This is a genomic window from Collinsella sp. TF05-9AC (assembly GCF_003438495.1).
In the GTDB taxonomy this organism is placed as follows: domain Bacteria; phylum Actinomycetota; class Coriobacteriia; order Coriobacteriales; family Coriobacteriaceae; genus Collinsella.
Genome location: NZ_QSSH01000007.1, coordinates 49,972 through 72,393, shown reverse-complemented (window position 1 = coordinate 72,393; position 22,422 = coordinate 49,972). Strand labels below are relative to the sequence as shown.

The window sequence follows — 22,422 nt, the reverse complement described above, 5'->3', positions numbered from 1 at the left end:
ACCATGTCCGAGCCCGCAACCAATACCGGCATGAACACACTCGTCGCCGTGGCCATCGCCCCATGCGGCACCGGCGATGAGCTGTCCGCCGAGGTCGCCGAGGTCGTGCGTGTTATTCGCGAGAGCGGCCTTCCCAACCGCACCACCTCGATGTTCACCGAAATCGAGGGCGACTGGGACGAGGTCATGCAGGTCGTGCGCGACGCAACCTTCGTGTTGGCGAGCAAGGGCATCCGCACCGAAGTCGTGCTCAAAGCCGATATTCGACCTGGATTTACTGACACTATGACCGGCAAGCTCGAGCGCATGGAAGCACAAATCAAAAAGCAGGAGGAAGCACGATGAGCATCCGCGACAACCTTGATATCTCGGCCTATCTGGTACTCGGCCCCGAAAACACGCTGGGGCGTCCCGTGGGCGATGTGGTGGCCCAGGCGCTCGACGCAGGCTTTACCTGCATCCAGGTGCGCTCCAAGGTGGCAAGCGCCCGCGAGATCATCGCACTGACCGGCGACGCCGCGCAGGCAATCGCACAGGCCGGCAAGACCGGTCAGGTCGCCCTGCTGATCGACGACCGCCTGGACTGCGTACTCGCCGCGCGTGAGCAGGGCATTGCTGTCGACGGCGTGCACGTCGGCCAGAGCGATATTCCCGTCGAGGTCTGCCGCAAACTTTTGGGCCCCGATGCCATCGTGGGCCTTTCGGCCCGCTGCGAGGAGATGCTCGAGTACGTCAAGACCGCCGACATGAGCCTGGTCGACTACCTGGGCATCGGCCCGCTCCACGAAACCGAGACCAAGCGCGACTGCGGACGCGCAGCCGATGGCTCCATCATCACCAAAAGTTTTGAGGATCTGGCCGCACTCCACGCGGCAAGCCCCGTGCCCATCGTGGTGGGCGGCGGCGTCAAGACGGCCGACCTGCCACAGCTTAAGGCCACCGGCGTCGACGGCTTCTTTGTGGTGAGCGCCGTCTGCAGTGCCGACGACCCCTACGCCGCGGCCAAGGAGCTTGTCGACACCTGGCAGCAGGCATAGACATAAGCCGAGCAGCTGATCCGCAGCCTCATATCTTCAGCAATGGAAAGCGCATCCCAGTTTGGACCTCCATTCCGGGATGCGCTTTCCGCCGAGTCCACGGCAGTTTGCCCTACCCCGCCAGATACGCTTCCAACGCCGGCAAAGTCGCCTCCGCATCGTGGCGGCCGACCTGGTAGATGCGCTCGAGCTCATCCGGTTCGCGGCACAGCGACGGCACCTTCACCGATTCGCTCGGCCGTACCACAAAGATTTCGCCGGCAGCCTCGCAACGCGCCAGGTCATCGAGCGTGGCGTTGTAGACCTCATGCCGATGCTCAAGCGCTGCGACAAACTCCGGGTAGTGACGGAACACGCGCCGCAGCATGGGCATCACACTGTTGGGCTGCTTCACAAAGCCCGCCGGCTGTGTGAGCACCACGATATTGCGGTCATACCCCTGCGCAAACAACCAAGCGCTGGGAATGGAATCAGCCACGCCGCCATCCAGGTACTTACGGCCCTCAATGGCAACAGGACGCGTCGCCACAGGAATCGCCGACGATGCCCGGATCCACTCGATATCCCTCTCGTCGCCATAGGGCAGGTCGTGGTAGACGGCCTTGCCCGTCTCGATATCGGTACACACGCACGTAAATCGCATGGGGCAGGCGCGATACGCCTCCAAGTCGATGGGATCGCGCTCGATAGGCACCTCGTGATAAGCAAAGTCGGCATTGAACATATCGCCGGTTCGCAGCCAGCTTACTACACCCGCATAGCGCTTATCGGCACAATAGGCCTTGTTATAGCGAATGGCGCGGCCGATCTGGCGCGATTTAAAGTTGTAGCCAAACGCCGCGCCCGCCGAGACACCCACCATATGGTCGCAGGTCAAACCGTGCTCCATCCAAACGTCGAGCACGCCCGCCGTATACATACCGCGGTAGCCGCCCCCCTCGAGCGCCAGCCCCACCGTGCGCGTCATATTTGGCTGTGCCATGCGACCATCTCCGTTCCTGCGTTTTAAAACGGGACAAGTATACCCGTCAACATATATCGTCCCAGTCGCATTTTTATCGAACATCGCATCATCGCGCTACCGCTTGTCGAATGATAGCCGCCCACAGCATGTGCACCCATATCCCCGCACTCGAGGAAAGCGGCTTTATGGTGACGCTCGACAAGCACATTTGGCAGATTGCACCCATCGACGGCGATCATGGCCGCAGCACGCAAATCATTTCATCAATGCTCGAGATGGCGCATTCGCTCCATCTGCCCGTCGTGGTCGAAGGCGTCGAGACAAATGAGCAGGCGAACGTGCTACGGCAAATGGGCGCCCGCGACGCTCAAGGCTTCCTCTACTACCGCCCCATGCCAGCGAAGGATTTTGAGGCATTGCTCGATGGTGGCAATAACAACTGATACGCTCGCGCGCAAAACACCACCGCCGAAGGGGGAATTTGCCTCCATTAGTTAACTTATATCCCCAATTCAAACCGAATTGGGGATATGATACAAACCGCTGTTCCGCCCAGGGAGGTTATCCATCATGAACGAATCATATCGCCTGGGCGAGCAATCGATTATTGCCTATCTTCAGCGACTTGCGAATGGCATCTCGACCGCCGAACTCGATGTTGCCGCGCTGCCTGCTGGGCTACGCGCCGTTGGCGAGCAACTGCAAAAGACGCACGCCATCCTGCAGCAAGAGCGCCGGCTGCTTGAGAGCAACGCCTATATCGACCCGCTCACCAACTTGGGCAACCGCAACGGATTCGACCGTCACGTCGAGCAACTCTGGCACAAAGGCGACCCCTTCACCTGCGCCTATATTGACATCGACCATCTCAAACATTGCAATGATAGGTTTGGCCACGCCGAAGGCAATCGCTATATTCTGGGCATCTGCCGCACGCTCTCCGAAACCATGGAGCACGATGAGATGCTGTTCCGTATCGGTGGCGACGAGTTTGTGCTCATCTCGCTCTCCGCAAACGAGACTGAACTCGAGCAGCGCTTGGAGCAGGTACGTACCGGACTGATCGAGGCGAGCTCAGGTGGCAAGGCGCCCATGATCGGCAGCTTTAGCTTTGGCTGCTCGCGCGTCGATCCACTTGCCGGCGACACGCGTCGCCAGATGACGATGGATGCCGATCGCAAGATGTATCGCTACAAGCTTATGCATCGTGTGCAGCAACCGAAAGACAGCGACGCGCCGCAACGCCCAATCGCCGACCAGCTTCCCTGTAACGACCGAGTGTTCCAAGCGATCTCCATGAGCTCCGAGACGCGCTATCCCTTTATCCTTAACCTCGATACGGGAGAATCGCAATGGTCGGTTAACGCCGTGCGCGATTTTGACCTGCCCTCCCAGCACCCTTTTAACTCACTCGACATGTGGCTCGCCCGCGTTCATCCCGAGGACCGCGACAACGTACGCGCCGAGCTCGACATGGTGATAAACAGCACGTGGCACTTCCACTACATGCAGTATCGCGTAATGAATGCCACCGGAGCGTACGTGCTTTGCGACTGCACGGGCTACCGCTTGGACGGCACCGATACCGAGCCCAGCATGTATGTAGGCATTATCGTCAACCGAAGCTTGGCAGATACGACTGATTCTGTGACCGGCCTGGGCGATATTCACGCCCTGGTCAACGCCATTGGCGAAATGCGTCGCGTGGCGCGCAGGGCTGGTTTGATCGCCATTAAAATCGACGATATCGCTCAGGTCAATGCCCGCTTTGGCTTTGATGCGGGCGACCGCGTTTTGGCAGAAAGCGCCGCCTGCCTCATGGAATGCTCGCGCGGCAAGGGTCGTCTGTTCCGCTCGACGGGGCCGGCATTCGCGGCGCTTTTCGACGACTTTGATCCCGAAGAGACCGACGCGATCGCAGAAGAAATCGAGCGGTTCCTGGGTTCTCCCGTGCTCATCGGCTCGCTTGAATATCAGCCACCCATTCGTGTGGCGACGCTTCATCTGGACAGCGTTGATCGACAGCCCGTTTCCATTTTGAACGAGCTCAAAGCGTTGCTTAAAGAGGCGCCGCAAGTACCGGGCACCAAGCTGGACTAGCGTTGTGGGGCGCGATGTGAAACACGAGCCGTTTCACTTCGCGCCCCACGCCATCTACCCTCTCGTGCGATAATCCTCCGCAGAAGTCACCGACAGCAGAGGGAGTTTGTGATGAAGGTTCTTTTGGTCAATGGCAGCCCCAAGGCAAACGGCAACACCGCCCGCGCACTCGCCGAAGTCGCCGAGCAGCTCAATGCCGAAGGCATTGATACCGAGGTGTTTCAGCTGGGCGCCAAGCCCATTCGCGACTGCATCGGCTGCGGTCAGTGCGGCAAGCTTGGCGGACGCTGCACCTTTGACGACGACGTGGTCAACGAGCTGATCGCTGCCGCCGAACAGGCCGACGGCTTTGTCTTTGGCTCGCCCGTCTACTACGCGCACCCCAGCGGCCGCATCCTTTCGGCCCTCGATCGCGCCTTCTATGCAGGCGGGCATGCCTTTGAGCACAAACCCGGCGCCGCAGTCGCCGTCGCCCGTCGCGGCGGTACGTCGACCACCTTCGATGTGCTCAACAAGTACTTCACCATTAAGCAAATGCCCGTGGTTGCTTCCACCTACTGGAACAACGTGTTTGGCCGCGTGCCCGGCGACGCCGATGGGGACGCCGAGGGCCTTGCCACCATGCGAAACATCGGCAAGAACATGGCCTGGCTCCTGCGCTGCATCGAGGCAGGTCAGGCCGCCGGTATCAACGCGCCCGAAGCCGATCGCGCAACGACCAACTTCATTCGATAGAGCGGCGGGGCCATGAATATTCAAATCTTCGGGACTAAGAAGTCGTTCGATACCAAGAAAGCGCAGCGCTTCTTCAAAGAGCGCCGCATTAAGGTGCAGTTTATCGACCTTAAGGAAAAGGAGATGAGCAAGGGCGAGCTTACGAGCGTAATGCAAGCGGTCGGCGGCATCGACAAGCTGCTCAACCCCAAGGCCAAGGACGAGGAGACGCTCGCGCTCATCCAGCACCTCACCCCCAGTCAGCGCTTCGATAAACTGCTCGAGAATCAGCAGGTCTTGGCCGAGCCCATCGTGCGCAACGGCAAAAAGGCCACCGTCGGCTATTGCCCTGATGTATGGGGAGCCTGGGAGTAGCCTGTGTTATTTGCCGGCGCGTGGGTATAAGAGCGAACGTTTGGCATAAGATTTAACTGTAAGCCATGTCTAACAAAGGAGGGCACATGCCCAACAAACCCGTGAAGATCATCATGCTTACCGGATACCTCGGTGCCGGCAAGACCACGCTGCTCAACCACATCCTCGCTAACGACGGCGGCATCCGCGCCGCCGTGATCGTCAACGACATCGGCGAGATCAACGTCGACGCCAGCCTTATCGCCGACGGCGGTCTTTCCGAGACCGACGACCTCATCCCGCTCACCAACGGCTGCATCTGCTGCACGCTTTCGGACGACCTGGCCAACCAGCTGCAGGGCATCGCCGATTCGGGCGACTTCGACTACATCATCATCGAGGCCTCGGGCATTTGCGAGCCCATCCCCATCGCCTACACCATCTCGAGCTTCTGCGACGAGGCCAAGGTGGGCGGTCAGCCCAAGCTTGCGCTCGACAACATCGTGGCTGTGGTCGACTGCGCCCGCATGTACGACGAGTTCAACGGCGGTCGCGACCTGCTGGCCGAGGATATCGACGAGGACGACATCGAAAGCCTGCTCATCCAGCAGATCGAGTTCTGTTCCACGCTGATTCTCAACAAGACCGATACCGTGAGCCCTGAGCAGATCGCCGAGCTCAAGGCCATCGTGCGCAGCCTGCAGAAGGACGCTGTGATTGTCGAGGCTCAAAACGGCGAGGTCCCCATGGAGGAGCTGCTCGATACCGACCGCTTCGACTTTATGCGCGCCTACAACTCCGCCGCCTGGATCGAGGCCATGGAGCATCCCGAGGAGCACGACGACCCCGAAGTGCTCGAGTACGACATCGAGACCTTTGTGTACTCGCGCCGCAAGCCATTTGACCTGCAGAAGTTCACCAATTTTGTTGAGCAGGAGTGGCCCGACGAGGTCATTCGCGTCAAGGGCCCGCTGTGGCAGACCGGCAATCCGGACATGTGCTACATGTTTGAGCAGGCCGGCCACCAGATGCGCCTAATGGAGAACGGTCTGTTCGTTGACTCCGCGCCCGAGGGCGAGAAGCAGAAGATCATCGACGAGAATCCCGAGATCATGCAGATTTGGGACGACGAGACGGGCGACCGTATGACGAGCCTGTGCATCATCGGCCGTCACATGGACAAGGATGCGCTCATCGCCTCCCTCGATGCCTGCCTGACCGACTGGCACCGTGCCTAGGTTTATCCAAGCGGGCATTTTTCCGCCTACATAACCGCCAAACCACCACGAAGGTACCCTTCGTGGTGGTTTTTCGTTCTGAGCCAAGGAGATTCATGTTCAACATCGTGCTGTATGCGCCCGAGATTCCGGCCAATACGGGCAATATCGGCCGCACCTGCGTGGTTGCCGGCGCCCGCCTGCATCTGGTAGAGCCGCTGGGGTTTTCGCTCGATGACAAGACGGTGCGTCGCGCCGGACTGGGCTACTGGCAAAACTTGGACGTGACGACCTATGCCGGCTGGGAGGATTTCCTTGCGCGCAACGGCCTCTCCCCTGCCGACGAACGTCTGCATCTGCTGACCAAAAAGGCACGCCGCACCTATGCGCAGAGTACCTACCGCGATGGCGACTACTTGGTCTTTGGCAGCGAGAGCTCGGGCATTCCCGAGCCACTGCTTGCCGCGGCGCCCGAGCGCTGCGAGCGCATCCCGATGCTGCGCGATTGTGACTCACTCGACAACGCCGAGGCCTGGGAAGCCCACGAGGAATCGCTGGGACATACCGAGGACAGCCACGAGGCCATCCTTCAGCAGGATATCTGCGGCAACTTCGTCAATCCGGACGACTACCGCATCAGTGCACTCAACCTCTCCAACAGCGCCGCCATCGTCCTCTACGAGGCCCTACGCCAAACAGGCTTCGCCAACATGTGACAAAGGGACAGTCCCTTTGCCTCATTGTCTATAGGTAGCGGCCGGTAATGCTCTTGGAGCAGGCCACGATGTCGTCCGGCGTGCCGGCGCTGACGATTTGCCCGCCCGCGTCGCCACCGCCCGGGCCCATGTCGATCACGTAATCGGCGTTACGGATAAGGTCGAGATCGTGTTCGATCACGATGACTGTGGCGCCCTTGGCAACGAGGCCGTCGAACACGCTCAGCAACACCTGAACATCGAGCGGATGCAGGCCGATCGTGGGTTCATCGAACACGAATACAGCATCATCCTGCACGCGGCCCATCTCGCTCGCAAGCTTTAGACGCTGCGCCTCGCCGCCCGAAAGCGCCGGCGTGGGCTCACCGAGCGTGAGATAACCCAAGCCCAGGTCGTGTAAGGTCTGCAAGCGCGCCTGAACCTTCTTGAGTCCCACCGTGGCGTCGAGCGCCTCATCCACACTCATATCCATGAGCTGCGGCAACGTCAGCAAGCTCCCGTCCTTGCCCTCACGATGGATACGCGAAGCCGCGTCCGCATAACGCGAACCGCGACATGCCGGGCAGACGATCTCGACATCGGGCAAAAACTGCACATCGAGCGATATCGAGCCCGTGCCATCGCACGTAGGGCAGCGCAAGGCACCGGTGTTGTAGCTAAAGGCACCCGCCTTGTAGCCGGCCGCCTTGGCCTCGGGCGTACGGGCGAAGGCGCGGCGCAGCTCGTCATGAATGTCGGCATAGGTCGCTACCGTCGAGCGCACGTTGGCGCCGATGGGCGTGGCGTCAATCAGGTTGGCGCGGGCGATACCCTCGGCGTCGACCCAACGCACATGTTTTGGCAGGCGCTCACTGGCTGCCTGCGCCTTGAGTGCCGGGATGAGCGTCTCGAGCACCAACGTCGTCTTGCCCGAACCCGAAACGCCCGTCACCGCGACAAGACGACCGCGCGGAATATCGACTTCGAGCGGCTTGACGGTATGGATGGCATCGGTTGCCATGCGGATATGCCCCTGGTCGAACATTTCGTCGTCATTCACCTGCGGACGCAAGCGCTTGGACCCTACGCACAAAAACGGGGCGATGCGGCTGCCCTGCGATTGTTCGACCTCACCCACCGTACCTGCAGCGATCACATTGCCGCCGCCTGCTCCGGCAACGGGGCCCATCTCGACCAGATAGTCGGCTTCCGCCAGTACGCGCGTATCGTGGTCGACAACAACCACGGTGTTGCCATCATCCACCAGATCGCGCATTACGCCCACCAAGCCGTCGACATTGGCAGGGTGCAAGCCGATCGAAGGCTCGTCCAGTACATAGAGCACGCCCGTCGATCGGTTACGCACCACACGGGCGAGCTGGACGCGCTGACGCTCGCCCGTGGAGAGCGTGGCGCCGGCGCGGTCGAGCGAAAGATAATCGAGGCCCAAATCGACCAGGCGACGGGCCGCACCCAAAAACGAATCGCAGATATCCGTCGCCATGGGCTGCATCTCGGTCGGCAAGGATGTGGGCACCTCGCGCATCCACTCAACCGCATCACCAAGCGTCATGGCCGCGGCCTGTGCCAGATTGATACCGCGTACCTGGGGCTGGCGTGCGGCCTCGGAGAGACGCGTGCCGCCACAGTCACGGCATGGCCCCTCGCGCAAAAAGCGTGCAACGCGTTTGAGACCCTTATCGTCTTTGACCTTTGCGAGTGCGTTCTCGACGGTATAGACGGCGTTGTAATAGGTAAAGTCGAGCGGCGTGGCGCCCTCGCCGTTTTTGGGAACGTAAAGAATGTGCTTCTTAACCGCGGGGCCGTGAAACACGATGTCGCGCTCTTGAGGCGTGAGCTGGTTAAACGGCACGTCGGTGCGCACGCCCATCTCGCCGGCTACCTGCTTCATCAGATCCCACATGAGCGTACCCCAGGGAAGCACCGCGCCTTCGTTGATGGTCTTTGACTCGTCGGGCACCAGGCTCGCCTCGTCCACCTCGCGCATGACACCAGTGCCGCCGCAGGTAGAGCACGCGCCGCCGCTGTTAAACGCAAGGTCCTCGGCACCCGGCGCGTAGAACTCGCGGCCGCATGCGGGGCACGTGAGCGACAGGCCCGCAGCCACATTAAGGCTCGGCTCCACACGCGCCCCGCAATGCGGGCACACGTGATGGGCACAGCGGCTAAAGAGTAGGCGCAGGCTGTTGTTGAGCTCGGTCATGGTGCCAAAAGTGGACCGCACGCCCGGCACGCCGGGGCGCTGATGCAATGCGAGTGCCGCCGGCACGTGCAATACCTCATCCACCTGAGCGTGCTCGGCCTGCGTTAGGCGACGTCGAGTATAGGTGCTGAGTGCTTCCAAGTAGCGACGCGAGCCCTCGGCATAAAGAACCCCCAGCGCCAGCGAACTCTTGCCCGAACCCGACACGCCGGCAATGCCCACGAGCTTTCCCAGCGGAATATCGATATCGATGTCTTTAAGGTTATGAACGCGCGCGCCACGCACCTCGATAGCCTGCGGGCTCATCTTCTGTTCCGTCACCTTTATCACCCTACTCATGCCATAAAACTCGATCGCGAACGTACGCGCCCAGCATGGGCACGGTAAACCGGACGAGGCCGTATCCGGCAGCCTCGATGACGCGCTCGCGAATCAGGCTTGCGCGATATTTACTCGCCCAGCTCTGGGTACGATCACAACGCTCAATGATATCCGCCATGCGCGTCGGTTTGTTCTCGTCAACCGCCATAGCCTCGATAAAAAGGCGCTGTGGACTGCGCAGCCCGTAATACAGGGGCGCGTCAACCGCTTCGTAGAACTCGGAGACGGCATCCGCATGGCCATCCTCGACATCGCGCCTTTCGATGACCTGCGAGCCACGCCGGACAGCAGACCGCCACATGTAATATCCCACCAGCTGAACCATGTAGGGATGCCCCATGCTCTTGCGCGCCGCAAGGTCCGCCGTCTCCGCGTCAACGTAAAGACCAGCGTCTTTGACCGTCTGGATATACGAATCGCGCACCTTGGGCAAAGATATCGCCCCCAACGTACGCTGCTGGGCACGCCGCAAAAACGTCACGCTCGGCTCTTCGAGCAAGTCATCAACCATACTGGGCAAGCCGGCGAACGCCAGCGCAAGACCGCGCTGGTCGCTATCGGGCAAGCCCGTGGCATCTTGATCTCCGAGCACCTGCTGATAGAGAACGGCAAGAGCCGCCAGTTCCTCGATAGACGCCGATTGCGCCTCGTCAATCGCAAACAGTATGCCCTTGCCTGGACCGAGCCTCTTGAGGCGCTCGTTAACCAGCCCTCGCAACGTCTCGCCCTTTGCTCGCGCCGCCTCGACCGACATCCGGCCAAACGACGGACCGAACTCCATTGACGTCACAACGGGTTTATTCGAACGAAGCGCGTCGGCCAAGCGGTCGCATAAGCCAAGCGAAGCGGAATCGGAGACAACCGCCCATCCACGCTCATTGGCTAGACGTTGCAGCTCCCGTAGGAGAACCGTCTTGCCACAGCCGCGGTTTCCCGTAATGAGCATGAGTCTACCCGGCGCTCCGGCGCCGTTATCGAGCCCTTCCTCGAAATCTTCGATGACCGACTCGCGGCCGATGAGTATCGGAGGCTGCTTGCCAGCCGTGGGCTTAAAGGGATTTGGATTCATGTCGGCCTCCTCGGATTGGCAAACCCTGGTAATAGTTATACCAACTTATACCGAGTTATACCAATAGCATGTGACAAAGGAACTGTCCCTTTGTCACATGTGGCCGAAAAACTCGGCGTCTGCTGCTCGCCAGGGGCGGAAGGTGGCGGGATCGATCTTTACGTGCGCCGCGGCGGGTACGTCGTACCATTTGACCGTGTAACCGGCGCCGTGAGAGCAAAAGACCGAGTCGGGCGTGTTGGGCAGATCGGCCTCGGGCCCATAGGCGGCCGTCTCGATGACGCGCTCGGCATCATGGCAAGCCGCATAGCCGGCAAACTCTAGGTACAGATGTCCGCGACCACTCGTGTAGGCAGCCACCTCTAGCGCGTAATTCTGCACTTCGGATGCCGGCACGCGACCCACAAGCTTCGCCCGGTCTCCCGCCATCGTCGGCGGCTCGTACTCGGCACCCATGCGCGTGGCATCCGAGAGCGCCCGGCCCACGCACTCCCCCGGCACCTCGAGCTCAAAGTGGTACCACGGCTCCAGCAACACGGCCGCGCCGGCCTCACGCGCCTGCATCAAACCCTGACGAATCGCGCGGTACGTGGCCTGGCGAAAGTCGCCGCCCTCGGTGTGCTTGGCATGAGCGCGGCCACCCGTGAGCGTAATGCGAATATCGGTGATGGGCGAGCCGGTCAGCACGCCCAAGTGATCGCGCTCCATGGCGTTGGTGAGTGCCAAACGCTGCCAGTTAAGATCGAGCTCATCGGTCGAGGTCACGGTGCCAAACTGCACGCCCGAACCCGCTGGCAACGGCTCCAGACGCAGGTGCACCTCGGCATAGTGGCGCAGTGGCTCAAAGTGGCCCATGCCCTCAACCGGCTGCGAAATAGTCTCCTTATAGAGAATGCCGCCGGGCTCAAACGCAATCGAAAGACCGAAGCGATCGGCCAGCACCCGCTGCACGACCTCGAGCTGCACCGCCCCCATGAGCTGCAGATGTATTTGTTCAAGATGCGTATTCCAGTTTACGCCGAGCATGGGATCCTCGTCCGCCAGCTCAGTCAGTGCTTTGAACACCGTATGGACATCGTGCTCGTTCGGCAGCACCGTATAGGTGAGGACCGGCGCAATGACGGGCGCATCGCCCGCGGGCTCCGCGCCCAGGGCGTCCCCTGGGCGAACGTGCGCAAGACCCGTCACGGCGCAGATGCCACCAGCGGCAACTTCCCGGGCAAGCTCGTATTTCTCGCCGTTATAGATGCGCACCTGGTCGATCTTTTGCTCCCATGCCTCGGCGCCGGAACGTCCGTCAATCATCTGCTTGGCATGCAGCGTGCCGCCGGTCACTTTAACCCAAGCCAAGCGCTCGCCACGATCCCCGCGGCTGACACGATAGACGCGCGCGGCAAACTCAGGAAGCCATGCCTGTTCACGCATCAGCGCGCATATGCCGTCCAGCAGCTCGTCCACGCCTTGGTCCTTGAGCGCCGAGCCGGCAAAACAGGGAAAGAGCTTGCGCTCGGCAACCATGCGCGACAGCGTCGCGACGGAAAGCTCACCCGTCTCGAGAAACTCGTCGAGCGCCACCTCGTCTAACGCAGCGGCGTCTTCCTGAACGGCACCGCCCGCCAGCAGTTCGTTGGCATCCAGGCAGCCCTCGGAAAGACGCTGCCCAAGCTGTGCCAGCAAAACATCGCGGCCGGGATTCTCCAAATCGATCTTGTTGATGAAGATGAACGTCGGGATGTCATAGCGCGCAAGCAGGCGCCACAGGGTTTCGGTGTGCCCCTGTACGCCATCGTTGGCGCCTACCACCAGAATCGCGTAGTCCAGGGCACGCAGCGTGCGCTCCGCCTCGGTAGAAAAATCGACATGGCCGGGAGCGTCCACGAGCATAACGTGGGTGTCACCATGGTCGAGCACAGCCTGCGACGAGAAGATCGTGATACCGCGCTCACGCTCAATCTCGTTCGTATCCAGATGCGAGTCGCCATCGTCAACGCGGCCGCGCTTGCGAATGCGGCCCGCGTTAAACAGCATGGCCTCGGCCAGCGTGGTCTTGCCGGCATCGACATGCGCCAAGATTCCAGCGACCGCTTGCTTCGACATGGCTCTCCTCTTATTGCAAGCCCATCGCACGCGGCAACGGGCACCCTCGTTCCACACTGGATGATACAATTTACGGGCCGGCGGGCGAAGCGGGCCCTATCCCCCGACCGAGCTTATCGCCCCGCGTTGCCGCGCGGCGATTTTCGTAGGTTCGCGCCTTGCGAAAGCCGGCTTTCAAAACAGCGCAGCGAACGAAAATGGCCCCACCCGAAGCCATTTTCGTTCGCGCGAATTATTGATATGAGGCGTCGCTCTTATGCCTCGCGCAGCCAGTCAAACGCAACACGCGGTGTGCCGTCCGACACATACACGATGCCGGCGCGCTCAAACCCCGCCTTGATGCTCGCCCCCTGCATGGGCAGGTTGTCCTGATGTGTGTCGATGCGCAGGTGATCGGCACGCTCTTTGGCAAAGGCAAACATCGCAGCCGCGATACCGTGTACGGCGCCATCGGACGCCACACGGTGCAGCACGGCGTACGGAGTGTCACTGCGCCATTGACCATCCTCAATTACGTCATAGCACCCGTCCGGGCCCGGTAAAAAGGCAAACGTCGCTACCACGCGACCGTCGACTTCGCACACATAGCTGCCACCGGCGGCGATATCGGCAGCCAGCTGCTCGGCAGAAGGCGTGCCCTCGGACCATTGCGTGGCGTTGCCATGCGCGCGCATAAAGGCGCGGGCAGCGTCGTAGATAGCCATGACGGCGGGAATGTCGGTATCGAGGGTTTTTCTGATCATCACGCGGCGGCCTCACGTTTATTGGTATCACTTTGATTGAGCAATGATACCAGCGTTTGAAGAGGGGCGCGAAGCAGATGGGAAGCAAAAAGCGAGCCGCCTGGTCAAAGGCCAAAAGCGAGTTTTTGGGCGCTGCCACCGGCGGCGATATGAGCGACCTGTTTGCGCGCGAGGACGAGCGTCGCGACGCCTTGGACGCCGAGCGCGATGAGGCCTGGCGCTACAAATCGTGTGAGCGCAAAAACCGTTACGACACGCGCGCCGAGGCCGAGGCAGTTATGGCTGACTGCGAAAACCGCGGACGCCGCGGGCTGGCCTGCTACAGATGCGAATACTGCGGTGGCTGGCACCTGACATCGCACCCTTGGAAATAGGCCCCGCATCGGCACGGCACTGACGGAGCGCCAACCATCGCACGCAAGCTACGGGCGCGGCGGCACCAAAACATCGTAGCGAACGGCCTTGCCCGCAAGCTGATAGCTCGGCTTAACGCCGGCAAGCAGTGGCCCCTTCACCGGCCGCTTGATAACGACCTTGCGCGGGTGCACCGCAAGCGCAGCTTCGACCAGCGTCTCCTCATCGGCACACGGCTGTTCCAGATGATGCAAAAGTTGGAACTTCTTTTTTACCGCCGCGCTCTTGGTGCGCTCGGGAAACATGGGGTCCAGATACACCACGTCGGGGGCGGCAAGCTCGCCCCGCCCGATCAGCTCAGCCGTATGGCGAAGGCCGGCAATGCTGTCCTCGCCCGCATGTAAGCGCATGCGCGACACGGCAGCCACAAGCGCCGGATCATCTGCCGCGCGATCCAGGGCATCCTTGAGGAGCGCCGCGATCACGCAATCCTGCTCATACAGATCGACGGTAAAGCCCGCGGCCGCCAACAGCAGCGAATCCTCGCCAAAGCCTGCCGTGGCATCAATCGCCCATGGACACTCGATGCCTTTTGCGCGCGCAGCCTTTACCAACAGCTCTTGCTGCAGACGGCCCTGCTTGAGCCGCGGAAGCATGCGGCCGAAATCGGCGCGCAGCTCCATCGTGCCGTCGGCAAGCGTGAGGCCCTCGGGCTTCCCGGTCAGCTCAAGCCCCGCGGCCCGAGCAGCAGAAAAGGGATCGAAGACGCCCATGGACACTCCTTAACAAGCAAAACGAATACGTGAGCGCCGTTTATGCCAGCACCCAACCGTCCGCTATTGTCCCACATGCGACATGGTCCACAGCATCCCAATGCAAAGCACCGCCATCAATCCCGTGCACACGGCAGCGATCACGGAATCACTCATGCGCCTTCCCAACGACCGCGGCTCACGCACTTGCCCTGCTCCGTACATCATGGCTTCTCCTTCGGTCCAGCTCTTACCATGGCCCCATCATCGCAGCGCCGCGCATACGCTGCCATCGATTTGACTTACGCCCAGCTTTCTTTTTTGAAAGGTTGGACCGTGCGGGCAAGAGACGCTTTCAAACGCATGCATCGCCGCGTTGAACTACAATGTGCTTCACCATATGTGCAGTACATTGGGTGCGCCAAGTTGGCGTACTCGTATCGAAAGGACCAGCCATGAGCTTCACTCGCAAGACTCTCAAAATCCTTGCTCTCATCTACTTTGTTTTGGGCATCGCCAGCCTCGTCACCGCCGGCGTCGGTATCGCCACGGGCGGTCTCGATTCCACGTACGGTTCGTACGCCACGCTCGCAGCGGTCGTGCTTATCGCCAAGGGTCTCGTCGACCTTGCCGCAGGCGTCGCCGGTATCAAGGGCGCCAACAAGCCTTCGCAGGTGGACGGCGCGTTTAAGCTCGGTATTGTTGCCGCGGTCGCCACGCTTGCCCAAGCGGTGCTCACGCTTCCCGCGTTTGGCGGCGACGCCATCAACTTTGGCGCCTTTGTCATCGTGGTGTACGACCTGTTCTTTGTTCAGCAGGCACACGCCGTTAAGGCCGAGAACAAGGACCGCCTGTAAGCGCCCGCTTCTCATAACCTCTGTTTCAGCCAAGCAACTAAAAAGGGCCGATCGCGCATCTCCGCGGTCGACCCTTTACGTTTTCCCAGATAAAACCTGCCAAAATAAATCTGTCCCTTTTTGGTAGGTTAGTGGCGGTACTCGGCGATGATGAAGTCGATGTCGGTTTGAAGGGTGTCCAAATTTGCCAGGCGTTCTTTGTCGGAAGGGCGCGTACGGTAGTAGTACGGCGTCATCTGGAACACTGCCTCGATGTCGGCCTGGGTCTGAAGCGTAATATTCGCAGACACCCGCTGCATTCCGACTAACTCGAGCTCGGTGGTCTTCGGCAGCTTCTCATCGTTAAGGTACGGCGTGTCGTAGAGCACCTCCTTAAGCCCAAAGAGATGACGGGCGCCCGGCACCACGGTGTAGAGCGAGCCCTCTGGCGCCAGCACGCGGGCAAATTCGCGCTCGTTAAAGGGAGCAAAGAGCTCGGTCACCATATCGAAGGCGCCATCGGCCACGGGGATATCCTTCATGTTGGCTACGAAATAGGCTGCATCGCCGCGCTTGGCGGCCAGGCGAACCATCTCTTTGCCCAAGTCGAAACCGTAAGCATCCACGCCCGGCACCGCGCCCATGGCGCTGGTGTAGTAGCCCTCGCCACAGCAAATATCGAGCAACGTCATGGGGCCGTTCGTAGACGCGGCGCGCCCAGACACCTGCTTGCGCACCAGCTCAACCATCGCATCGCGCAACGGCGCATAGTATCCACGGTTCAGAAAGTCACGACGGCTGCGTGCCTGCGACTTGGGATCGCCCATGGAGTCGCCGCTCTTGGACGAGCGCAGTAGATATAGATAGCCCTCGCGCGCACGGTCAAACCGGTGTCCGCCCGCACATGCAGCACCGCGCTCATTGTCCACCAACGGCTCATGGCAAACGGGACACAACAACATGGCAACTCCTTAGCGCGAACAACACAACGCCCACCATTGTCGCACGCCTTTCCCACCTAGTCATTGGGGACGTTCTTGAATGACTAGTCGTTTAAGGACGTCCCCAATGACTACAAGGAGTGTCCCCAGCTGCCGACAGAAAAGGAACGTCCCTAAGTGCCGACTGGTTGCATTAGGAGTATCATCATCTGCGCAAATAAGCACGAAAGAGCATGTTAGAGATTGAGAGCGTATGGCTGACACCGTATCTAAGCACATTGACATGACCACCGGCTCGCTGTGGCGCAATATTCCCCTGTTCGCCTTCCCCGTGGCCGCCACGAGCATCTTGGAGCAGCTGTCGAACCTCATCGCCACGGTCATTATCGGTAACTTCTCGGGCGACCAGGGAACCCTCGCCATGGCGGCGGTCGGCTCCAATGTTCCGCTTACCAGTCTTATGCTCAACCTGTTTATTGGCATGTCGCTTGGCTCCAACGTGGTCATCGCCAACGCTATCGGCCGCAACGATCAGAACATGGTCAAACGCGCCGTCCATACCTCGATTTTAATGGCACTCGTGGGCTTTGTCGTCATCGCTCTGGGCGAGATCTTTGCCGAGCCCATGCTCGCCGCGCTCAACGTTCCCGCCGAGACCATGCCGCTCGCCTCACTCTATCTACGCGTCTTTTTGCTGAGCATGCCCTCGATTTTGCTCTACAACTTTGAGGCCGCGATCTTCCGCTCCGTCGGCATCACCCGCATGCCGCTGCAGGCGCTTGCCGTGTCCACCGTCCTCAACATTGGCCTGGACCTCATCTTTGTCCCTGTACTCCACTGGGGCGTCGCGGGCGTCGCCATCGCCACCGCCATCGCTTACACCGTCAGCGCCGCTACGCTCTTTATCCACCTGCTCAAAACCGACTCCGTCGTCCGCGTCACCCCACGCGACCTGGCTATCGACCCCGTCGCCCTCAAGCGCATCGTCAAGATTGGCCTGCCCGCCGGCATCCAAAGCGCTGTCTTTGCCGTCGCCAACATCATCATCCAGTCTGCCATCAACAGCCTTGGCACCGAAGTCATGGCGGCATCGAGCGCCGCCATGAGTCTGGAGTACGTGTGCTACAACCTGCTCAACAGCTTTAGCCAGGCGTGCACCACCTTTGTGGGACAAAACCACGGTGCCCGCCAGATCGATCGCTGCACCAAAACGCTTAAGGTCTGCCTGGTCGAAGGCGGTATCGTCGCGCTCACCACGATCATCGTTATTGTCGGCCTGGGACGCGAGATCTTGTCGCTCTTTAACAGCGACCCCAACATCGTCTCGATCGGCTATATCCGCGTGTGTTCGATCTTCCCGGCGTACGCCTTTAGCATGTTCTACGAAAACATGTCAGGCTACCTGCGCGGCTTTGGTATCTCGCTCACGCCCGCCCTCATCACCATGATCTGCGTCTGCGGCATCCGCTTCTATTGGGTGTTCTGCGTGTTCCCGCACTTCCGCACCTTTGCGAACATCATGATGGTCTACCCCATCAGCCTGGGCACCACGGCGTTCTTTATGGTCGTGGCGGTACTACTTTGCCACCCGGCACGCACCTATCGCGCCACCCAAGCCAAAGCGACAGCCCGCTAAACACCGCACTCAAAGCCACGCCAGTCATTAATTGACAATATGCGAGCTCATATAGTCGATAAAGCGCCTCGTGGCGATGGGCATGGTGTCCCAGCTGCGCCAAGCGGCCACCACGTCGCGCGAGGGGGCATGCATGATGGGACGTACACGAATATCGGCACGCATGCCCTCCACAGTACGACGGTAGAGCATACTCACGCCTAGGCCCTCCTCCACCATCGCCATGATGGTGTAGTCGTCGGTGACCTCGCTCGTCACGTGCGGCGACAGGCCATGCGCCGCGAATGCATCGAGCACCAGGCTCTGTTCGCCCTCATCCAGAAGCACAAACGGATCGGAAGCCAGGTCGGCGAGCGTCACCTTTTCCTTTGCCGCCAGCGGATGCGCGACCGGCAGCAATGCCACCAACTCGTCGTGATAGACCACGCGCTTCTCGAGCCCCGCGGTAAACCCGCGTGCCGTAAAGCAAAAATCGACCACGCCATCGTGCACCCACTGGGCGTTGCGCGTGTAATCGCCCTGCTTGAGGGTAAAGTGCACGCCCGGGTGCAGGGCTCCAAAGTCGCGAATCACGCGCGGCAACACGGTTCGGCTCACGTTGGTAAACGTCGCAATGCGAATATCGGTCGACGAAAGCCCCAGCAGCTCCTGGCGCTTGCCCTCAAGCTCAGCCTCGGCAGTTACGATCTGTCGCAGATACGGCAGATACTGCTTGCCATCGCGCGTAAGCGACACACCCCGCTTACCGCGCTCGATAAGCGTGGTACCCAGCTCACGCTCGAGCGCCCTGACGGCCTGGCTCACCGCACTTTGCGTATAGCCCAGCTCGTCGGCCGCACGTTTCAGGCTGCCGCAATCGACCACCATACATACAATCTGATACCGCGATGCCATCGTGCCTCCACATCAATGCAGCCGTAAAACGTTTTGCCAGCGCTTTTTCTGCCTACATTAGCATTTCTTAATCATACTGAAGATACATTCGCTTTACTACATCCAAATCTGGGAGCAGAATCCTTTTTGCGAAACCGTTCTGTAACAAAAGGAGTCCCATGGATCGCAAAAAAGCAATCGCGCTCTCATTTTCCGTTCCCGTCGCATGGGGCTTTTCGTATCCCCTCATGAAGATCGGCATGGACAGCATGAACGCCACGAGCATCGTCGCGCTACGCTGCATCATCGCCTTTGTGGTCTGCCTGTTGCTCTTCCACAAGCACGCGTTGCGCATTAACCGCGACCTTATGGTCCGTGCCGCCATCATCGGCGCCATTATGGCAACCGAGCTCACCTGCATGTGCCTGGGCTCCAGCCTCACCTCTGCCTCCACTGCCGGCTTTTTGCAGAGCCTGACGGTCGTGATCGTGCCGTTTGCCAACGCAGCTCTGCTGCGCCGCGCCCCCGAGCGCAAAGTGCTCGTCGGCACCGCCATCGTCACCTGCGGTATGTTGCTGCTCTCGGGCGCTGACTTCACCAGCCTGAACCCGGGCGCACTCATCATGCTGCTCTCCGCCTTTGTCTACGCCGGACACATCATTGTCGCCAAGCGCTTTGTCGAAGAAGTCGATCCGCTGGCTCTGGGCGTTTGGCAGCTAGGCTTTGGCGGTTTGTTCTCGGGCGTCGCGGCATTCACCTTTGGCGGCTTCACGCTTCCCAGCACGCCGGGCGAAATCGTGGTCGTCGTCGCGCTCGCACTCATCTGCTCTGCCTACGGCTTTATCACCCAGACGCTCGTGCAGCCCCACGTGCCTGCCGAGACCACCGGTTTCGCCTTCTCGCTCGAGCCGGTATGCTCCGCCGTCTTTTCGTTCTTCCTGGTCGGCGAGGTCCTGAGCCCCATCGCCTTCTTTGGTGCCGCCCTCATCCTCACCGGCGTCATGGTAGCAACCGTCGAGCTTCCGCGCCTCCGCGCACATGGACAGGCTCGCATGGCAGGAGCGCCCGAGCACGTCTCGTAGACCCCACTCTTCATACAGCCGCGGCATAAAGGCAACCGGTGCGCCTTTACAATAGATGCCAGCAGAGCATCTGACGTAAAGGAGCCCCATGGACGCCGCGACCCGCGACCGCAACATAGCAACTTGGTTGGGCGATGCGCCGCAGCCGGTACGTGACACTACGAACCAGCTGCTCGAGCGTATCGCCCTTTTGCGTGCCGAGCAGACCATCTACCCGGCACAAGACGACATCCTCAATGCCCTCGCCTACACGCCGGCCGACCAGGTCAAAGTTGTCATTTTGGGTCAGGACCCCTATCACGGACCCAACCAGGCAATGGGGCTGTCGTTCTCGGTCCCCGTGACGCAAACCAAGTTGCCGCCGAGCCTGCGCAACATCTATAAGGAACTCAAAGCCGATCTGGGTTGTCCCATTCCCGCCACGGGAGATCTAACACCATGGGCACAACAGGGCGTCCTGCTCCTCAACACTACGCTCACCGTGCGCGAGCATGCCGCTAACTCGCACGCCAAGCTTGGCTGGAGCACGCTCACCGACTACGTTATCGAACGCTGCTGCCAGCTGCCCCAGCCGGTAGTCTTTTTGACATGGGGTCGCTTTGCCCAGCAGATGGTCGAAGGCAAGATCGTCGCAACTGGTGCGGGCAAGACAACCGGCAAGTTCTGCCTGGCCTCTACGCACCCCTCGCCGCTTTCGGCCAACCGTGCCACGGCAGAACTCCCCGCCTTTATGGGATCGCGTCCCTTCTCGGCAGCCAATCGGCTACTCGAACAGCACGGCTCGACCCCCGTCAACTGGACTTGCCTCGGCTAAAAATCGATACATCAAAAACGCGCCCGACGGCTTTCCATCGGGCGCGTTTCCTATTCGGGCCAAATAAATTGTGTGCGGCCGGCCTCGCCGCCATCGATCAACAGACTCTGTCCGGTCATAAACCGGTTGGTCACGCCCACAAAGTAGATCCACTCGGCGATCTCTTGGGCGGTAGCCCAGCGTTTAAGCGGCGTGAGCTCCATAATCTGGTTCCACAGGTGCTCGTCTTCCATCACGCAACGGTTGAGCGGCGTGATAACGCCGCCCGGGTCCACACTGTTGGAGATGGCCTGCGGTGCCAGGCGGTTTGCAAGGCTCTTGGTGTAGGCGATAACGCCGCCCTTGCTGGCGGCATAGGCGGGAAACTCCGATCCAGTATGCCCGCTCGCCGACCCCACATTGACCACGGATCTAATAGCCGGCGCAGGCTTGGCGGCAAGCCCCTCCCCCACAAAGGCGTAGCGCTCGGTCACGTTGATGGTGCCACACAGGTTGGCGGCGATGTCGTCGGCCGAATCCTGCGTACCGGCAACGTTCACGATCACCTGGGGTTCAAGGTCGTCCGGAAACGCGTCCGGCTTGCAGACATCAACGATCAGATGGCGGTAGCGCTCGTGTTCGATCGCCGCCGGCAGCAGGTCAAAGCCCACGACCTCGTGGCCCTCGTCCAAAAAGCGCTGCACGCATGCGGCTCCGATACCGCCCGAAGCGCCCGTGATCAAAACCCGCATACTTGCTCCTTAGGCGGTTGCGTGGCGCTCGAGGTACTCGGAACCCACATTCTCGCGCTCCCAGCCGCGCACGACCTTGTAGCCCACGGGGCTCAGGAAGACCTCGCACAGCAGCTCGGCAACAGCGCCGGTCAGCGAGCACATGAGGACCTGCACCCAGGTCCAACCAAAGAACGTGTGGCTCACCACGATGGCAAAGACCAGGTTGTCAATAAACTGGCCAACACCCGTGGACACATAGGAACGGAAGGCAAAGCTCGCAAAGTTATTCTTCTTGAGCATACGGCCGAGCGACTGGTTGAGCGTGGAGTTAACCACGGCAGAAACGAGCATGGCAAGCGAAGAGCCCAGCACCACGTACCAGGTGCCGCCGATGGTGGCGTTAAGGGCGGTGTTGACCTCGATCATGCCCGTGTCGTAGTAGGCGCCCCACATGCCGGGCGTGAGCGAACATGCCCAAAAGCACAGGCTCACAGCCAGATTGACCAGCAGCGCGAGGATAGAGATTTTGATGGATGCCTTGGCGCCAAAGCGCTTGCAGATCATGTCCTGGCACAAAAACGAGACCCAGCTCACCACAAAGCCGCAATCGAGTGCCAGATACGGTAGGCTGATGAGTTCTTTGTTGGCCAGCAGGTTCATCATGATGACGCTCACGAAAAACAGCGAAACCGTTGCCGCGGGAATGCTCCGCAACAGGACCTTGTAGTCCTCCATGACCTTCTTGATCATTATGTACTCCTTTGGTTTTAGGTTTAACGAGCAGGATATCGGACCCGAACTGCTCGGACGTCTCGGTCTTGAGACG

At 60.4% G+C, this 22,422-nt stretch carries 23 protein-coding genes; 13 read left to right on the top strand and 10 right to left on the bottom strand.

The genetic code is table 11. From position 1 onward, the window contains the following. Positions 1 to 3: 3 nt before the first annotated feature. Together DXC52_RS03580 and DXC52_RS03575 are read left to right on the top strand one after the other, a co-directional pair. Complete coding sequence (locus DXC52_RS03580) at positions 4 to 345, top strand: thiamine-binding protein (protein WP_022093950.1); 342 nt, start codon at positions 4 to 6, stop codon at positions 343 to 345. After that, a complete protein-coding gene (locus DXC52_RS03575; RefSeq protein WP_006234517.1) occupies positions 342 to 1,037 on the top strand; it encodes a thiamine phosphate synthase in 696 nt (231 codons plus the stop codon). Before DXC52_RS03580 ends, DXC52_RS03575 begins: the two co-directional genes overlap by 4 nt. Before the next feature lie 112 nt (positions 1,038 to 1,149). On the opposite strand, the gene DXC52_RS03570 is transcribed toward DXC52_RS03575, so the two are convergent. Then, a complete protein-coding gene (locus tag DXC52_RS03570) occupies positions 1,150 to 2,019 on the bottom strand; it encodes a patatin family protein (protein WP_199409439.1) in 870 nt (289 codons plus the stop codon). A 167-nt stretch (positions 2,020 to 2,186) separates the two neighbouring features. On the opposite strand from DXC52_RS03570, the gene DXC52_RS03565 reads away from it, so the two are divergent. From DXC52_RS03565 to DXC52_RS03540, 6 genes are all read left to right on the top strand, one after another. After that, positions 2,187 to 2,444, top strand: a complete 258-nt coding sequence (locus DXC52_RS03565; RefSeq protein ID WP_158554583.1) for an EAL domain-containing protein — start codon at positions 2,187 to 2,189, stop codon at positions 2,442 to 2,444. A 127-nt stretch (positions 2,445 to 2,571) separates the two neighbouring features. Further along, entirely contained in the window at positions 2,572 to 4,101 is a 1,530-nt protein-coding gene (locus tag DXC52_RS03560) for a diguanylate cyclase domain-containing protein (protein ID WP_117746165.1), read from the top strand. A gap of 111 nt (positions 4,102 to 4,212) precedes the next feature. Then, a complete protein-coding gene (locus DXC52_RS03555) occupies positions 4,213 to 4,836 on the top strand; it encodes a flavodoxin family protein (RefSeq protein ID WP_117746164.1) in 624 nt (207 codons plus the stop codon). 12 nt (positions 4,837 to 4,848) lie between these two features. Further along, positions 4,849 to 5,190 (top strand): arsenate reductase family protein, encoded by a 342-nt coding sequence (locus DXC52_RS03550; protein WP_117746163.1) that lies wholly within the window; start codon positions 4,849 to 4,851, stop codon positions 5,188 to 5,190. An 86-nt stretch (positions 5,191 to 5,276) separates the two neighbouring features. After that, a complete protein-coding gene (locus tag DXC52_RS03545) occupies positions 5,277 to 6,407 on the top strand; it encodes a GTP-binding protein (RefSeq protein ID WP_117746162.1) in 1,131 nt (376 codons plus the stop codon). Positions 6,408 to 6,502: 95 nt separating this feature from the next. Continuing rightward, the gene (locus DXC52_RS03540) at positions 6,503 to 7,102 is read left to right on the top strand and encodes a tRNA (cytidine(34)-2'-O)-methyltransferase (protein ID WP_117746161.1); all 600 of its coding nucleotides are present in this window, start codon (positions 6,503 to 6,505) and stop codon (positions 7,100 to 7,102) included. Between the two features lie 28 nt (positions 7,103 to 7,130). Here DXC52_RS03540 and DXC52_RS03535 read toward each other — a convergent pair whose 3' ends face one another. From DXC52_RS03535 to DXC52_RS03520, 4 genes are all read right to left on the bottom strand, one after another. Further along, entirely contained in the window at positions 7,131 to 9,644 is a 2,514-nt protein-coding gene (locus tag DXC52_RS03535; RefSeq protein WP_199409438.1) for an excinuclease ABC subunit UvrA, read from the bottom strand. Continuing rightward, entirely contained in the window at positions 9,637 to 10,755 is a 1,119-nt protein-coding gene (locus tag DXC52_RS03530) for an AAA family ATPase (RefSeq protein WP_117746159.1), read from the bottom strand. Before DXC52_RS03530 ends, DXC52_RS03535 begins: the two co-directional genes overlap by 8 nt. 93 nt (positions 10,756 to 10,848) lie before the next feature. Beyond that, positions 10,849 to 12,852, bottom strand: coding sequence for a translation factor GTPase family protein (locus DXC52_RS03525; RefSeq protein WP_117746158.1), 2,004 nt, complete (start codon positions 12,850 to 12,852; stop codon positions 10,849 to 10,851). Between the two features lie 254 nt (positions 12,853 to 13,106). Beyond that, positions 13,107 to 13,595, bottom strand: a complete 489-nt coding sequence (locus DXC52_RS03520) for an N-acetyltransferase (RefSeq protein ID WP_117746157.1) — start codon at positions 13,593 to 13,595, stop codon at positions 13,107 to 13,109. A 77-nt stretch (positions 13,596 to 13,672) separates the two neighbouring features. Here DXC52_RS03520 and DXC52_RS03515 point away from each other — a divergent pair, with 77 nt between their 5' ends. Then, positions 13,673 to 13,969 carry a hypothetical protein gene (locus DXC52_RS03515; protein ID WP_117746156.1) on the top strand — a complete coding sequence of 99 codons (297 nt, stop codon included), beginning with the start codon at positions 13,673 to 13,675 and terminating at the stop codon, positions 13,967 to 13,969. A gap of 48 nt (positions 13,970 to 14,017) precedes the next feature. Here the strand turns inward: DXC52_RS03515 and DXC52_RS03510 are convergent, their stop codons facing one another. Beyond that, on the bottom strand, positions 14,018 to 14,722 hold the full coding sequence (locus DXC52_RS03510; protein ID WP_117746155.1) for a class I SAM-dependent methyltransferase: 705 nt from the start codon (positions 14,720 to 14,722) through the stop codon (positions 14,018 to 14,020). 434 nt (positions 14,723 to 15,156) lie between these two features. Between DXC52_RS03510 and DXC52_RS03505 the strand changes: the two genes are divergently transcribed. Next, a complete protein-coding gene (locus DXC52_RS03505; RefSeq protein ID WP_055286664.1) occupies positions 15,157 to 15,558 on the top strand; it encodes a hypothetical protein in 402 nt (133 codons plus the stop codon). A gap of 128 nt (positions 15,559 to 15,686) precedes the next feature. Here the strand turns inward: DXC52_RS03505 and DXC52_RS03500 are convergent, their stop codons facing one another. After that, the gene (locus tag DXC52_RS03500; protein ID WP_117746154.1) at positions 15,687 to 16,499 is read right to left on the bottom strand and encodes a putative RNA methyltransferase; all 813 of its coding nucleotides are present in this window, start codon (positions 16,497 to 16,499) and stop codon (positions 15,687 to 15,689) included. A gap of 232 nt (positions 16,500 to 16,731) precedes the next feature. Here DXC52_RS03500 and DXC52_RS03495 point away from each other — a divergent pair, with 232 nt between their 5' ends. Continuing rightward, complete coding sequence (locus DXC52_RS03495; RefSeq protein WP_117746153.1) at positions 16,732 to 18,114, top strand: MATE family efflux transporter; 1,383 nt, start codon at positions 16,732 to 16,734, stop codon at positions 18,112 to 18,114. 27 nt (positions 18,115 to 18,141) lie between these two features. Here the strand turns inward: DXC52_RS03495 and DXC52_RS03490 are convergent, their stop codons facing one another. Further along, positions 18,142 to 19,008, bottom strand: coding sequence for a LysR family transcriptional regulator (locus DXC52_RS03490; RefSeq protein WP_117746152.1), 867 nt, complete (start codon positions 19,006 to 19,008; stop codon positions 18,142 to 18,144). A gap of 158 nt (positions 19,009 to 19,166) precedes the next feature. On the opposite strand from DXC52_RS03490, the gene DXC52_RS03485 reads away from it, so the two are divergent. Both DXC52_RS03485 and DXC52_RS03480 read left to right on the top strand, forming a co-directional pair. Next, entirely contained in the window at positions 19,167 to 20,069 is a 903-nt protein-coding gene (locus DXC52_RS03485; protein WP_022093971.1) for a DMT family transporter, read from the top strand. A gap of 88 nt (positions 20,070 to 20,157) precedes the next feature. After that, positions 20,158 to 20,883: a uracil-DNA glycosylase gene (locus DXC52_RS03480; protein ID WP_117746151.1), complete on the top strand. Its 726-nt coding sequence runs from the start codon at positions 20,158 to 20,160 to the stop codon at positions 20,881 to 20,883. A 50-nt stretch (positions 20,884 to 20,933) separates the two neighbouring features. Here DXC52_RS03480 and DXC52_RS03475 read toward each other — a convergent pair whose 3' ends face one another. Together DXC52_RS03475 and DXC52_RS03470 are read right to left on the bottom strand one after the other, a co-directional pair. Continuing rightward, positions 20,934 to 21,614 (bottom strand): SDR family NAD(P)-dependent oxidoreductase, encoded by a 681-nt coding sequence (locus DXC52_RS03475; RefSeq protein ID WP_117746150.1) that lies wholly within the window; start codon positions 21,612 to 21,614, stop codon positions 20,934 to 20,936. Positions 21,615 to 21,623: 9 nt separating this feature from the next. Beyond that, positions 21,624 to 22,346 carry a VUT family protein gene (locus DXC52_RS03470; RefSeq protein ID WP_022093974.1) on the bottom strand — a complete coding sequence of 241 codons (723 nt, stop codon included), beginning with the start codon at positions 22,344 to 22,346 and terminating at the stop codon, positions 21,624 to 21,626. Positions 22,347 to 22,422 lie beyond the last annotated feature (76 nt).

Coding starts and splice junctions, on each gene's coding strand:
- DXC52_RS03580 (WP_022093950.1), top strand. CDS start 4: ATGTCCGAGCCCGCAACCAATACCGGCATGAACACACTCGTCGCCGTG.
- DXC52_RS03575 (WP_006234517.1), top strand. CDS start 342: ATGAGCATCCGCGACAACCTTGATATCTCGGCCTATCTGGTACTCGGC.
- DXC52_RS03570 (WP_199409439.1), bottom strand. CDS start 2,019: ATGGCACAGCCAAATATGACGCGCACGGTGGGGCTGGCGCTCGAGGGG.
- DXC52_RS03565 (WP_158554583.1), top strand. CDS start 2,187: ATGGTGACGCTCGACAAGCACATTTGGCAGATTGCACCCATCGACGGC.
- DXC52_RS03560 (WP_117746165.1), top strand. CDS start 2,572: ATGAACGAATCATATCGCCTGGGCGAGCAATCGATTATTGCCTATCTT.
- DXC52_RS03555 (WP_117746164.1), top strand. CDS start 4,213: ATGAAGGTTCTTTTGGTCAATGGCAGCCCCAAGGCAAACGGCAACACC.
- DXC52_RS03550 (WP_117746163.1), top strand. CDS start 4,849: ATGAATATTCAAATCTTCGGGACTAAGAAGTCGTTCGATACCAAGAAA.
- DXC52_RS03545 (WP_117746162.1), top strand. CDS start 5,277: ATGCCCAACAAACCCGTGAAGATCATCATGCTTACCGGATACCTCGGT.
- DXC52_RS03540 (WP_117746161.1), top strand. CDS start 6,503: ATGTTCAACATCGTGCTGTATGCGCCCGAGATTCCGGCCAATACGGGC.
- DXC52_RS03535 (WP_199409438.1), bottom strand. CDS start 9,644: ATGAGTAGGGTGATAAAGGTGACGGAACAGAAGATGAGCCCGCAGGCT.
- DXC52_RS03530 (WP_117746159.1), bottom strand. CDS start 10,755: ATGAATCCAAATCCCTTTAAGCCCACGGCTGGCAAGCAGCCTCCGATA.
- DXC52_RS03525 (WP_117746158.1), bottom strand. CDS start 12,852: ATGTCGAAGCAAGCGGTCGCTGGAATCTTGGCGCATGTCGATGCCGGC.
- DXC52_RS03520 (WP_117746157.1), bottom strand. CDS start 13,595: ATGATCAGAAAAACCCTCGATACCGACATTCCCGCCGTCATGGCTATC.
- DXC52_RS03515 (WP_117746156.1), top strand. CDS start 13,673: ATGGGAAGCAAAAAGCGAGCCGCCTGGTCAAAGGCCAAAAGCGAGTTT.
- DXC52_RS03510 (WP_117746155.1), bottom strand. CDS start 14,722: ATGGGCGTCTTCGATCCCTTTTCTGCTGCTCGGGCCGCGGGGCTTGAG.
- DXC52_RS03505 (WP_055286664.1), top strand. CDS start 15,157: ATGAGCTTCACTCGCAAGACTCTCAAAATCCTTGCTCTCATCTACTTT.
- DXC52_RS03500 (WP_117746154.1), bottom strand. CDS start 16,499: ATGTTGTTGTGTCCCGTTTGCCATGAGCCGTTGGTGGACAATGAGCGC.
- DXC52_RS03495 (WP_117746153.1), top strand. CDS start 16,732: ATGGCTGACACCGTATCTAAGCACATTGACATGACCACCGGCTCGCTG.
- DXC52_RS03490 (WP_117746152.1), bottom strand. CDS start 19,008: ATGGCATCGCGGTATCAGATTGTATGTATGGTGGTCGATTGCGGCAGC.
- DXC52_RS03485 (WP_022093971.1), top strand. CDS start 19,167: ATGGATCGCAAAAAAGCAATCGCGCTCTCATTTTCCGTTCCCGTCGCA.
- DXC52_RS03480 (WP_117746151.1), top strand. CDS start 20,158: ATGGACGCCGCGACCCGCGACCGCAACATAGCAACTTGGTTGGGCGAT.
- DXC52_RS03475 (WP_117746150.1), bottom strand. CDS start 21,614: ATGCGGGTTTTGATCACGGGCGCTTCGGGCGGTATCGGAGCCGCATGC.
- DXC52_RS03470 (WP_022093974.1), bottom strand. CDS start 22,346: ATGATCAAGAAGGTCATGGAGGACTACAAGGTCCTGTTGCGGAGCATT.